General features: G+C 29.2%; 12 protein-coding genes. 5 read left to right on the top strand and 7 right to left on the bottom strand.

The genetic code is table 11. From position 1 onward, the window contains the following. Positions 1 to 43: 43 nt before the first annotated feature. From BUA86_RS12875 to BUA86_RS12865, 3 genes are all read right to left on the bottom strand, one after another. Positions 44 to 910 carry a cupin-like domain-containing protein gene (locus BUA86_RS12875; RefSeq protein WP_072933299.1) on the bottom strand — a complete coding sequence of 289 codons (867 nt, stop codon included), beginning with the start codon at positions 908 to 910 and terminating at the stop codon, positions 44 to 46. A 177-nt stretch (positions 911 to 1,087) separates the two neighbouring features. Continuing rightward, positions 1,088 to 2,293, bottom strand: a complete 1,206-nt coding sequence (locus BUA86_RS12870; RefSeq protein WP_072933297.1) for an RsmB/NOP family class I SAM-dependent RNA methyltransferase — start codon at positions 2,291 to 2,293, stop codon at positions 1,088 to 1,090. 54 nt (positions 2,294 to 2,347) lie between these two features. Beyond that, positions 2,348 to 2,770: an acyl-CoA thioesterase gene (locus BUA86_RS12865; protein ID WP_072933295.1), complete on the bottom strand. Its 423-nt coding sequence runs from the start codon at positions 2,768 to 2,770 to the stop codon at positions 2,348 to 2,350. A gap of 334 nt (positions 2,771 to 3,104) precedes the next feature. On the opposite strand from BUA86_RS12865, the gene BUA86_RS12860 reads away from it, so the two are divergent. After that, positions 3,105 to 5,237 (top strand): Tex family protein, encoded by a 2,133-nt coding sequence (locus BUA86_RS12860; RefSeq protein ID WP_072933294.1) that lies wholly within the window; start codon positions 3,105 to 3,107, stop codon positions 5,235 to 5,237. 34 nt (positions 5,238 to 5,271) lie between these two features. On the opposite strand, the gene BUA86_RS12855 is transcribed toward BUA86_RS12860, so the two are convergent. Both BUA86_RS12855 and BUA86_RS12850 read right to left on the bottom strand, forming a co-directional pair. Next, positions 5,272 to 5,778, bottom strand: coding sequence for a DUF2314 domain-containing protein (locus BUA86_RS12855; RefSeq protein ID WP_072933293.1), 507 nt, complete (start codon positions 5,776 to 5,778; stop codon positions 5,272 to 5,274). A gap of 54 nt (positions 5,779 to 5,832) precedes the next feature. After that, a complete protein-coding gene (locus tag BUA86_RS12850) occupies positions 5,833 to 7,221 on the bottom strand; it encodes an HTTM domain-containing protein (RefSeq protein WP_072933281.1) in 1,389 nt (462 codons plus the stop codon). Between the two features lie 73 nt (positions 7,222 to 7,294). Between BUA86_RS12850 and BUA86_RS12845 the strand changes: the two genes are divergently transcribed. Beyond that, positions 7,295 to 7,696, top strand: a complete 402-nt coding sequence (locus BUA86_RS12845) for a thiol-disulfide oxidoreductase DCC family protein (protein ID WP_072933279.1) — start codon at positions 7,295 to 7,297, stop codon at positions 7,694 to 7,696. A 47-nt stretch (positions 7,697 to 7,743) separates the two neighbouring features. On the opposite strand, the gene BUA86_RS12840 is transcribed toward BUA86_RS12845, so the two are convergent. Both BUA86_RS12840 and hisE read right to left on the bottom strand, forming a co-directional pair. After that, on the bottom strand, positions 7,744 to 8,172 hold the full coding sequence (locus BUA86_RS12840) for a hypothetical protein (protein ID WP_072933277.1): 429 nt from the start codon (positions 8,170 to 8,172) through the stop codon (positions 7,744 to 7,746). A gap of 185 nt (positions 8,173 to 8,357) precedes the next feature. Next, complete coding sequence (gene hisE / locus BUA86_RS12835) at positions 8,358 to 8,681, bottom strand: phosphoribosyl-ATP diphosphatase (RefSeq protein ID WP_072933276.1); 324 nt, start codon at positions 8,679 to 8,681, stop codon at positions 8,358 to 8,360. Positions 8,682 to 8,887: 206 nt separating this feature from the next. Between hisE and gcvP the strand changes: the two genes are divergently transcribed. The 3 genes from gcvP to BUA86_RS12820 all read left to right on the top strand — a co-directional run bounded on the left by gcvP (position 8,888) and on the right by BUA86_RS12820 (position 12,775). Next, a complete protein-coding gene (gene gcvP / locus BUA86_RS12830; RefSeq protein ID WP_072933274.1) occupies positions 8,888 to 11,743 on the top strand; it encodes an aminomethyl-transferring glycine dehydrogenase in 2,856 nt (951 codons plus the stop codon). Positions 11,744 to 11,975: 232 nt separating this feature from the next. Beyond that, positions 11,976 to 12,374, top strand: coding sequence for a hypothetical protein (locus BUA86_RS12825; RefSeq protein ID WP_143147328.1), 399 nt, complete (start codon positions 11,976 to 11,978; stop codon positions 12,372 to 12,374). A 2-nt stretch (positions 12,375 to 12,376) separates the two neighbouring features. After that, positions 12,377 to 12,775, top strand: coding sequence for a hypothetical protein (locus tag BUA86_RS12820; RefSeq protein WP_072933270.1), 399 nt, complete (start codon positions 12,377 to 12,379; stop codon positions 12,773 to 12,775). The last annotated feature ends 63 nt before the right edge of the window (positions 12,776 to 12,838 follow it).

The following is a 12,838-nucleotide window of genomic DNA, read 5'->3' as shown; positions in this document are numbered from 1 at the left end:
TGAGGTGTTAGATAAAAGTTTATTATAAATAGAGTAAATGTATCTATCTTAAAATTAATTTATTTGTTTTTAAAATAGCTTGCTCATTTTTGTAATTAATCCAGTTTTGTCCTTTTATTTTTCTCATGATATTGTCATACGTTCTCATAAGAAAAACATTATAAACAGCTTCTGATAAATTTTTTGGTTTGTGCGCCAATGAACGTAAACTCATAGAAAAACCTGGAGATAAATATTTCATATAATGCCACCAACCTTCTGGCATATATAACATTTCTCCATGCTTTAAATCTGCATACATGGGATTAATATTTTTTAATGCAGGCCATTTATCAAAATCAGGATTATCAAAATCTATATCTTCTCTACAAATTACAGAATGAGGAATCTTATACATGTATTTAGAATCCTGAGGAGGAACAATTATACATCTTTTTTCTCCTGCAAAATGAAAATGTAAAATATTTGCCAAATCGATATCATAATGCATAAAAACATTTGAACCTTCTCCTCCGAAAAATAACATTGGCATAGATTTAAAAAGATTTAAACCTAAATCTGGCATTTTATAATCGTTTTGTAATTGAGGAACCTGACTCATTAAATTGTATAAAAATATACGTAAGTCTGTGGGTTTATCTTGTAATAAATCTACATAATCACTCATTTGCATTCTCGCAACTGGTTCATTTACTTTTTTAGTAAAATCAACAGGATCATTATTATAAAGAGGTACCTCTTTTTCTCCAGCAATTTGCTTTATATATTCAAAATTCCATTTTTCGTATGCTGGCCAATCTTCAGTAATTCGCTCAACAACAACTGGTTTTTGAGGTTTTACATAATACTTTTGAAAATCTTTTGCTGATATGTTTTCTACTCTTTCAACTTCTTTAAAATTAAAACTCATATTTCCTATGTAAAATAAAGTATAAATTTAATTAACTTTTCGTTAATTTTTTAATTAATTATCTCATGCTTTTTCAAAATATGTACCAAGAAAAAAATTAAAGTTAATTGTATAAAAAAACTGTTTAATACTTTCGTAAAAAACAGTTATTTATTATTATAATATTTTTTTCTTCTTTTAAGAAATTCTTTCTATTAAAGCCATGTAAAAACCATCATAATTAGTTTGAGATGGATAATGCATTTTCTCAGAAACTAATTTAAAATTAGAATTATTTGCTAAGAACTTTTCTACTTGTTGTTCATTTTCTTGTGGTAAAATAGAACAAGTTGCATAAACCATAAGCCCATTAACTTTTATTATTTTAGAATAATCTGCTAAGATTTTTTCTTGTGTAGCAATTATTTCATCAATAAACTCTGGCTTTAATTTCCATTTAGCATCTGGATTACGCTTTAAAACTCCCATTCCAGAACATGGCGCATCAATTAATAAACGATCAGCAGAATTTTCCATTCTTTTGATAGTTTTTGCTTCGATTACTTTTGTCTGAACATTTTGTACATCATTACGTTTTGCACGACGTTTTAATTCTTTTAATTTCCATTCGTACAAATCCATTGCTATAATTTGACCTTTATTTTCCATTAAAGTTGCCAAATGCAATGTTTTTCCTCCAGCACCAGCACATGCGTCTACAACGCGCATTCCTGGTTGAACACGTAAATAAGGAGCTATTAATTGAGAACCAGCATCCTGAACTTCAAACCATCCGTTTTGAAATTCATCTGTTCTAAATATATTTGTTTTTTCTTCTAACTCTAAAGCATCTTGATATTTAGATAAAACTTTCGTTTTAATACGACGATCTTTTAAAGCTTTTTGTAATGTTTTACGATCTGTTTTTAAAGAGTTTACACGTAAAACTGTTGGCGCTTGAGAATTCATTGCACGAACCTCATCTATCCAACGATCACCTAAAGAACTCTGTCCCAATTCGAACATCCAATCTGGATAAGATTCTGCTACAGCAATATTCTTAGACGATTGGTGATGTCTTTTTAAAACTTCTTTTGGATATATTTTCTGAAATTCTTCCCATTTAGGTAACGTTTGTTCTGGATCTAATGCAAACCAAGTCCCTACAAACTCCCAAATTGTATCAGCAGAAAGTGGACGACTCATAGCACCTTCAACTAAGCGTTTCCAACGAACAGAATCATAAACTGTTTCAGCAATAAATGCACGATCTCTCGCTCCCCATTGCTTATTAGATTTTAATGTTCGCTCAACTTCTTTGTCTGCATATTTTCCTTCGAAGAAAATTTGTTGCAAAGTATCGGTAATTCCGACAAATAAATTTTTATATGGTAAAATCTTCATAACTCGATGCAAATTTACAAAGACTTAAGTAGATTGACGCAATAATTTTAGTCTTTATAACTGATTAAATTTTTCTATAATTTCTTGAGGCACTTCTGTCACCTTATTTTGGTGATAATCGAAGGTTACAATTCCTGTTTTTGCCTTAGCAATTAATTTTTCTTGTGTAGATATTTTATAATTGATGTCGAAACTTACTCTAGAAAAATCACTTACCCCAATTTCTATTAATAATTGATCGTTATAATAAGCTTGATTTTTATATTCTATTGCAACATCTCCCATAATAATGCTTACGCCTGCAAAATCCATTTCAGAATAACCAAAATAATTAAGAAACTGAATTCTAGCTTCGTGCAAAATAGATAAAAGTTTATCATTTGCTAAATGGTTACCATAATTTAAATCTGTAATTCTAACATTGATTGTTGTAGAGAATAGAACTTTGTTGTTGAAGTCTAACTTTATACGAGCCATTAAAAAAGTATTTTATTAAACTCAAATATAAATGATAAATGGATATAAAAAAAACGGGTTTAAGCTCCTCAGCTTAAACCCAATTGATTTTTAAAAACTTACACTGTAAGCATAAATTATACATTAAAAAAATCAATCTTACTCTCTACTACCTGGAACAAATGTATACTTTTTTCTCATATTAAAAAAAAAAAATTATACTTTTTTCACCTTATTGATAAAAAAATATTTTCATTAATCGTAAAAGCCCCATAAAACCCATTATCAGCACTTTATTTATTGGTTTATGATATTTCTTTAAAAAAGAAGTAATTTGCACAACCAAATTTTAAATATGGATTTGATACAGTACATTCATCAAGAATTAAAAGACATTTCAGAAAAATCAATCAAGAACACCATTAATTGTTTAGAGAATGATAACACAATTCCTTTTATCGCGAGATATAGAAAAGAGTTAACAGGAAATCTTGATGAGGTGCAAATTTCTAGTATCAAAAAGTTAAAAACCCTATTTGAAGAGATTGAAGCTAGAAAAGCATTTATTCTATCTACTTTAGAAGAACAAGGCATTTTAAATTTAGAATTACAGCAACGTCTTCAGAAAAGTTACGATTTAATTCAGATAGAAGATTTATATCTTCCTTATAAAAAGAAGAAAAAAACGAAAGCTACTATTGCAAAAGAAAAAGGTTTAGAGCCTTTAGCTAAAATTGTAATGAAGCAAAATAATATTGCAGATTTAGATGAATTAGCTAGCAAATATATCAATCAAGATGTTCCAACATTAGAAGATGTATATGCTGGTGTGCAAGATATAATTGCAGAATGGATAAATGAAAATGAATATGTTCGAAATAGACTAAGAAACATTTTTAGAAAATCTGCTCTTATAGAAAGTAAGATTGTAAAAAGTAAAGCTGAGGATGAAAATGCCAAAATTTATTCAAATTATTTTGAGTATTCAGAACCATTAAAGAAAATTGCTTCGCATCGACTTTTAGCTATTTTACGTGGTGAAAATGAAGGATTCTTAAAAGTTTCTGTTTCCATTGATAAAAAAGAAGCTTTTCAGTTTCTTGAATATACGTTAATAAAATCTATTCAGCCTGCAATTTCTTGGTTAATAGAAGAGGCTATAAAAGATGCTTACAAGCGCTTATTAGCTCCATCTATTTCTAATGAAGTTTTAAAAGAAGCAAAACAAAAAGCAGATGAAACTTCTGTTGATGTATTCTCTAAAAATTTAAATCAGTTATTATTAGCTCCACCACTTGGACAAAAAAGAATTTTAGCAATTGATCCTGGTTATAAATCAGGTTGTAAAGTTGTCGTTCTAGATGAGCAAGGAGATTTATTACACAATGAGAATATTTATCCTCATGCTCCGCAGAATGATAAACCTCAAGCTATAAAAAAGCTAAAATCATTGGTTAATGCTTATGCTGTTGAAGCAATTTCTATTGGAAATGGAACAGCGTCTAGAGAAACCGAAAATCTAGTTCAGAATATCGCATTCGATCGTCCTTTAAAAGTATTTGTAGTAAATGAAGCCGGAGCTTCTATTTACTCAGCATCTAAAATTGCAAGAGACGAATTTCCTAATAAAGATGTTACTGTTCGTGGTGCTGTTTCTATTGGTCGTCGCTTACAAGATCCATTAGCTGAGTTGGTAAAAATTGACCCGAAATCTATTGGTGTTGGACAATATCAACACGATGTAGATCAAAGTTTATTAAAAAATGAATTAAATGATGTGGTTTCTTTTTGTGTAAATAAAGTTGGTGTAAACCTTAATACTGCAAGTAAACATTTATTGAATTATGTTGCAGGAATTGGAGAAAAAATGGCCGAAAATATAATACTTTACAGAACTGAACATGGTGCATTTAATTCGAGAAAAGAATTATTAAAGGTTCCTAGATTAGGAGAAAAAGCATTTTTACAAGCTTCTGCATTTTTACGAATTCCAAATGCGAAAAATCCTTTAGACAATTCTGCTGTTCATCCCGAATCTTATTCGATTGTAGAAAAAATGGCTAAAAATTTAAAGGTTGATGTCTCTACATTAATTCAGAATAAAGAATTAATTAATCAGCTTGATTTAAATAATTATGTAACAGAAACTATCGGATTACCTACCTTAGAAGACATCAAAAAAGAGTTAGAAAAACCTGGACTTGATCCTCGTTCTACTGCAAAAGTATTTAGTTTTGATCCTAAGTTAAAGAAGTTTGAAGATTTACAACTCGGAATGAAAGTTCCTGGAATTATAAATAACATTACTAATTTTGGGTGTTTTGTAGATATAGGAATTAAAGAAAACGGATTAGTTCATATTTCTAAAATATGCAACGAGTTTATTTCTGATGTTTCTACAAAAGTAAATTTACAACAGCAAGTAGAAGTTACTGTAATTGGAATAGATACTGATAAAAGAAAAATACAATTATCATTAATAGATTAAAAAAAAGCCGCTAATGCGGCTTTTTTTTAATCTATTAATCTTCAAATTTGACTTTATATTCTTCGTCAAACTTTTTACGTTCTTCTGGTTTTAGTTGTGATCTCATGTATTTTATTGTAAAACCTCCAATCATTTTATCTCCTTTGTAATACATCCAATCTGCTAATTCTAATGGATTAATTACAACTGTATCATTATGTTTTACATCTTTTGTATACTGAGGTACATTATCTATTACCCCCTTTAATTGATCATTATCTGTATATACATCTCTTATCCAAATATGTTCTTTTCTTTTGGAATTTGGTATGTTATACATTTGTTTCACAATAAAATTGGTTGTTGTCGTATCTTTCATAGATAACGCCAATGTAAAATCATCAAAAGTTTGTCTAGCTTCTTTAGCTATACTATCTAAATCCTTTTGTTCTTTTTCTAATTTATTTATGCCTTTATACGCATCTAAGCCTATTTTTTCTGTCTTCTTTTCACAAGAATAGAATAATGTTGCAAATATTATTGCTAAAAAAGTATATTTCATATCAAGTTATTTTAATGGTTTTTATGTGTTTCCTAATAAATTAAGCGACAAAAATTATTCCACATACGATAAATGCAATTCTTTTGGCTTTGGTAATATCCATTTTTGATGTCCAAAATAGCTCCAAGTTGTATAAGCTAAATTGTAATTGGGATTTGTAAATTGATAATATTCACTTCCATTGACCGAAACCTTTGCATCAACAAATATTTTTACATCACTTATCCCTTTACTCTCATAATCTTTCTTAACAAAACGAGCAAATTGCCACATCATATCTGGGCTAAAAAACATTTTAGATGCCTGTTTATACGTTAAATATTGATAAACATCTATACTCTCTCTTGGTAAAAATTTACCTTTATTATTAGGATCTGGTTTCGAAATATAAAAGTGAGCGTAACCTGCTTTATTACGTAACATCATTCTCCAAGAAAGTCTGTGTCCTTCTTCTGTCCAAAAAACATCGCCTGGAATAAAATAATGACGTATTGGTAAGTAAACTTGCCATAAAACATATAACCACATTACATAAGTAAATAATACTCTTCTTGTAGTTAATAAGTTATCATCGCTAGAGCGATCCATCATAAATGATTTTTTAGGAAAAATCATTTCTTGTACTTTTTTAGGATCATAGAAGAATATCATCATTGCTAATGCAAAAAAAGGAAAGATTCCAATTCCAAAAACTGCAGAATTAAATATATGAAAAAACACGGCGCATTTAAATGCAATTCCTCGTGTTCTATCTAATAACATAGCTGGAATAATCAATAAATCAAAGAAAAAACCACACCATGCAAAGACTTGTGCAAATTCTAAACTACTAATTATTTTTGCTAATCCTCCTAAATTATAATCTAATAATAGAATATCGCCATATTGCTGAAATTTCATTTGTAAAAAAACACCATTAAACCAATCTGGGTATATTTTAGCAATTGCTGCAAAAGTGTAAACAATAAGTAATTGAATAATTAACAATGTTGGAATCCAATTTCTACAGGTTAATCGTTTTATTTTTGGGAATAACAGAACATCTACGGATAAAAATTGATGAGCAGGAATAATTGTCATCATCCAGGAAACTAACATAAACAAGTAATAATGATTATTGTAACTTGTTTTTTGCATTAAATAAGTTAATGTCCAAAGAATAGCAAAAGCAATTGTTGAAAATCTGTAAGCAAAACCGAAGGTAATAAACCATCCTAAAATTCCCATTGCTACATAAAAGTAAATCATATTTTGTCCTAAAAACACATTTGTCCATTCTAGTCCAATAAAAGAAAAACTTAATTGCGGATCGACAAAATTTGTCTGCACCCAACCTGTAAAAATTGCTCCCCAGCATTCTGCAATAATTAATAATCCAAAAATAATTCGGAAAATAACGAGTGGAGAATTATCTACTTTTCTAAATAAATATTCGCTAAACATTCTAGTTTGTTAATTTTAGCTAATTTAAAAATAACCATCAGAGTTTTGCTACTTTTTGACGTATATTTATTGAATGAAAACTAAGAAAATTATTTTGTTTGATGGAATTTGCAATTTATGCAATCAATCTGTTCAATTTGTGATTGAACATGACAAGCAAAAACAGTTTTTATTTGCTTCACTACAATCTAATTATGGTCAAAATTTTTTAAAAGAAAATAATTTTGATACTACAAATTTTGATTCGATGGTGTATGTTGAAAATGAAAAAATTTTCACAAAATCTTCTGCTCCATTAAATATTGCAAAACATTTGAGTGCTAAATTTTCTTGGTTAGGTATTTTTTTAATTGTTCCGAAACCAATACGAGATGTTATTTATAAATTTATTTCTAAAAATCGTTACAAATGGTTTGGAAAACAAGAAAGTTGTTGGTTACCAACTCCAGAATTAAAAGCTAGGTTTTTAGAGTAAAGTTCGATTACAAGATGTAAGACATAGCTTAATTCTTTTTTTTTATTCTAATTGAAGAACCATCCAAACATTGTACTAACACCAACAAGAATAGAAAACAATAGAAACATTAGAATAAATATACAGCCATACAGCGCCAAATTATCACTAAATTTCGTGTTTTGCTGACCTTCAATATCTTTTTGTTTATCTACTATTTGTTCTACATAATTAATAAATACTTCACTGTTTTCATCAATCCAATTTTCTTTATCAAACCAAATATCATTTTCGTTATTATCTGGTAAAGTATCCTCTAAATCTCTCGCTATTTTTAAAAGGCGTAAAGCATATAATTCCAGCCCATCTTTATTAGCTTTTATATAATTTTCGCTTGAATCTCCACCATATGTAAAAATTCCAAAAACTCCATTTTCTTTTAATTGATCTTCATCAAATTGATCTATCCTATTTTGTAATTCTTTTTTAGTGGACATTATAATTCATTAAAATAAACCATTCATAATAAAGTTATATGATTGTAAAAATTTAAATATTGTTTATATGTTTTTGATTTTAATTGAGAAAATTTCAGATTTATTAAAGTAAGTTCAGAAAGAATTTTGTCTTACATTTCGACAAGCTAAATGTGACAGAAAACACAACCTCTAACCTCTCAATCCTATTTATGTCTTTTTTTCAAGATTTCTAAAACATCTTTCAATTCATAACCGCGGTCATGTAAAGCCATTAAATAATAAAAGAATACATCTGCTGACTCTTCTAAAAAATTAATATCATTATCTTGTTCAGAGGCAATTACCATTTCAACTGCTTCTTCTCCCATTTTCTTCGCTATTTGAGAACTTCCTTTTTTATGAACACGCTTCATTTTTGTCTTTTTGGCGTCTTCTTGCTTAGCGTCCTCAATCATAATCTCCAATTTCTTTAAGAAAGGAAATTTTCTCTCTTTTTTTACGTCTGAAGCGTTGTTATTAAATTCCATAAAATATTTTCTTAGCTAGTTCCTTTTGAAATTCAGAATAAATATATAAAATTCTGTTGAATTAATATAACTCAAATTTTTGACCAAATTAGTTAATCTTTAAAAAATATTAACTAATAAACTTGTTTAATTATACTGAGCGTAACTATTTTATATTATGATAAATTTCCGTATTTTTACGCGAAAATAAACACAGCGCAAACACAATGAACACAAACGATTTTTCCATAAGACATATAGGAAACAACACACAGCAAGTAGAAGAAATGCTTTCTGTAATTGGGAAAGATTCTATTGATACATTAATTGAAGCTACAGTTCCTCAGAACATTAGATTAAAAGATGCTTTAGATTTACCGGAAGCTTTATCAGAATTTGAAACAACAAATCATTTAGCTGAAATCGCATCTTTAAATAAAAAAGTAAAAAATTATTTAGGTTACGGGTATTACGGAACTATTTTACCTGCTCCTATTCAACGTAATGTTTTAGAAAATGCAGGTTGGTATACAGCTTATACACCTTACCAAGCAGAAATTGCACAAGGTCGTTTAGAAGCTTTATTAAATTTCCAGACAGTTATTTCTGACTTAACTGGTTTACCAATCGCAAACGCTTCTTTATTAGACGAAGGTACTGCATGTGGAGAAGCTATGCACATGTTATTAGAATCTCGTTCTAGAGAACAAAAGAAAAATAATGTAATTAAATTCTTTGTTGCTGATAATTTATTTCCACAATCTATTGCTGTTTTAGAAACAAAAGCAGAAGGATTAGGAATTGAATTAGTTATTGGAGATTTTGAAACTGTTGAATTAACAGAAGATTTCTTTGGAGCAATTGTTCAATACATAGGGAAAGGTGGACAAATTAACAACTACAGATCTTTTGTTGAAAAAGCAAATACTGTAGGAGCTAAAGTTGCTGTTGCAACAGATTTATTAGCTTTAACATTATTAACACCTCCTGGTGAGTGGGGAGCTGATATTGCAATTGGTACTTCTCAACGTTTTGGTGTTCCAATGGGATACGGAGGACCTCATGCTGCTTTCCTTTCTTGTACAGAAGAATATAAACGTGTAATTCCTGGACGTATTATTGGGGTTTCTCAAGATCGTTTAGGTAATCGTGCTTTACGTATGGCTTTACAAACACGTGAGCAACATATTAAAAGAGAAAAAGCTACATCTAACATTTGTACTGCACAGGTATTATTAGCTGTTATGGCTTCTTTTTATGCTGTTTACCATGGTAAAGATGGTTTACAATATATCGCAAACGAAATTCATACAAAAGCTGGAATTTTACAAGCTGGTGTTCAACATTTAGGTTTTAAAACTACAAATACTGTATTTTTTGATACAGTACAAATAGAGGTTGAAAACACAGAAGAAGTTGTTAAGATTTTTGCTGAAGAAGAAATTAATGTAAATGGTTTCGAAAACGGAAAAATTTCTATCACAATAGATGAAATGGTATCTGAAGAAGATATCTTCGAAATTTTAAGTGTTTTTGCAACAATTAAAAATACAGAAGAAGGTTTCGAATTTGAAGTTGAGGATAACTATTTACCACAAGATTTAGTTAGAACTTCTGATTTCTTAACACACGAAAACTTCAATTTATATCATACAGAAACTGAATTGATGCGTTACATCAAACGTTTAGAGCGTAAAGATTTAGCTTTAAATCAATCGATGATTGCATTAGGTTCTTGTACAATGAAATTGAATGCTGCAACAGAATTATTACACTTATCTTGGGAAAGAATGGGGAATGTTCATCCATTTACTCCAAAAGAACAAGTAGAAGGATACCAAACATTAATTAAAAATTTAGAAGATTACTTAGCTGTTATCACTGGATTTGACGCAACTTCTTTACAACCAAATTCTGGTGCACAAGGAGAATATGCTGGATTAATGGTTATTCGTTCTTATTTCCAATCGAAAGGAGAAGGACACCGTAATGTTGTTTTAATTCCACAATCTGCTCACGGAACAAATCCTGCATCTGCTGCAATGGCAGGAATGCAAGTTGTTGTTGTGAAAAACTTAGAATCTGGTGAAACAGATTTAGTAGATTTAAAAGATAAATGTGAAAAATACAAAGACAACTTAGCTGCATTAATGATTACTTATCCATCTACTTATGGAGCTTTTGATAGCAATATCGAAGAAGTAACAACAATGATTCACGAATATGGAGGACAAGTTTATATGGACGGTGCAAATATGAATGCGCAAGTTGGATTAACTTCTCCAGGAAATATTGGTGCAGACGTTTGTCACTTAAATTTACATAAAACATTCGCTATTCCTCATGGAGGTGGTGGACCTGGTGTTGGACCAATTTGTGTTAAAGCACATTTAGCTCCATTCTTAGGTACTTCTCCATTAATTGATATGGGAGGAAAAGAAGCTAAAAATACATTTGCTGCAGCTCCTTACGGTTCAGCTTTCATTTTACCTATTTCTTATTCTTACATTTTAATGTTAGGTGCAGAAGGTTTATTAAAAGCAACACAAGGTGCTATTTTAAATGCAAATTATATGAAAGCTCGTTTAGAAGAACATTTCGATATTTTATATACAAATGCAAATAATGTTGTTGCACATGAGTTTATTTTAGATTGTCGTCCATTTAAGAAATTGGGAATCGAAGTAACTGATATTGCAAAACGTTTAATTGATTATGGATTCCACGCTCCTACTGTTTCTTTCCCAGTTGCGGGAACTTTAATGGTAGAACCAACAGAGTCTGAAAACAAGCCTGAATTAGATCGTTTTTGTGATGCATTAATTTCTATTCGTCAAGAGATTGATGAAGTAGCAAACGGAGATTATCCAGCAGAAAACAATGTTTTACATAATGCTCCACACCCTCAGCATTTATTAACAGCAGATGAATGGGAATATCCTTATACTCGTTCTAAAGCTGCATTCCCATTAGAATGGGTACGCGAACGTAAGTTCTTTGCTTCTGTATCTCGTATTGATGATGCTTATGGAGATCGTAACTTAATTTGTACATGTGCTCCTATTGAAGCGTACATGGATTAATTTAAATTAATTAACTGCATATAAAAGCCGAATGAATAATAATTCATTCGGCTTTATTTTTTATATAATTTCAATTTTTGTCTCAAATAGATAAACAACTATTCAGTTATAAAACAAACATTTAACAAACACATTATAAGACAATTAGAAGTAGATTAAAATTTAATTAGATATGGATTTATCATTTTTTTCTCTGAAAAAATCTGATAGTTTTACAAAAAATCAAAAGCCTATGAAACCAATCCTTATTATTCTTTCATCATTATTTATATTTTCATCTTGTCATAATGATGATAACAATAACATTCAAAATGAAATTCCTGTTGATTATTTTTTTGCCGTAGATACAATCTATGGATCTAAAAATGATGAAGAAAGGATAGTAGAATTTGAAATTGATGGCATTAGACATAGAGATACAGCTCCATGTTTTTGGCATCATAGAAAATTTACATCATCAATAGAAAGTAATATAAAAGTAAATATTATTAAGAAAAAAGGTACTCATGTTTACTTTAAAGTGAGAAAAAATATAATGCTTGATAATAATGGAAATATAATAACTAATGGAAAATTAATTACAAATACAAGCTTTCGAGACCAATTAGATACAATTATAAAAATTAAATAAAAATGAAACCAATCTTTATTACCCTTATCTCATTATTCATTTTTTCATCTTGTACTAATGATGATAATAATAATGTCCAAAAAGAAATTCCTATCAACTATTATTTTAGTGTAAGTAGTGTTTTAGATGCAGAAACTGAAGAAGAAAAAATAGTAGAATTTGAAATTGATGGTATTAAACATATTGATATTGCACCATGTAGTTGGTCTTACAGAAAGTTTACAACCGAAAAAGAGACACACATTAAAGTAAAAACTAACAGTCCTCGTGCTAGAGGTGGGATTTATGAAATTAGAAAAAATCAAATCTATAATGATGGAGGATATTTAACTGATCCTGGTAGTTACATAACATCTGGAAATTTTACAGAGAATTTAGATACAATTGTAAAAATTAAATAATAATCCTATTACATAAAAAAGCCAGATGAATAGCTATTCATCTGGCTTTTGTTTTTATATTGA

The sequence above is a fragment of the Chishuiella changwenlii genome (assembly GCF_900142565.1).
Taxonomy (GTDB): Bacteria; Bacteroidota; Bacteroidia; order Flavobacteriales; family Weeksellaceae; genus Empedobacter; species Empedobacter changwenlii.
This window is presented reverse-complemented; position numbering and strand designations above follow the sequence as displayed.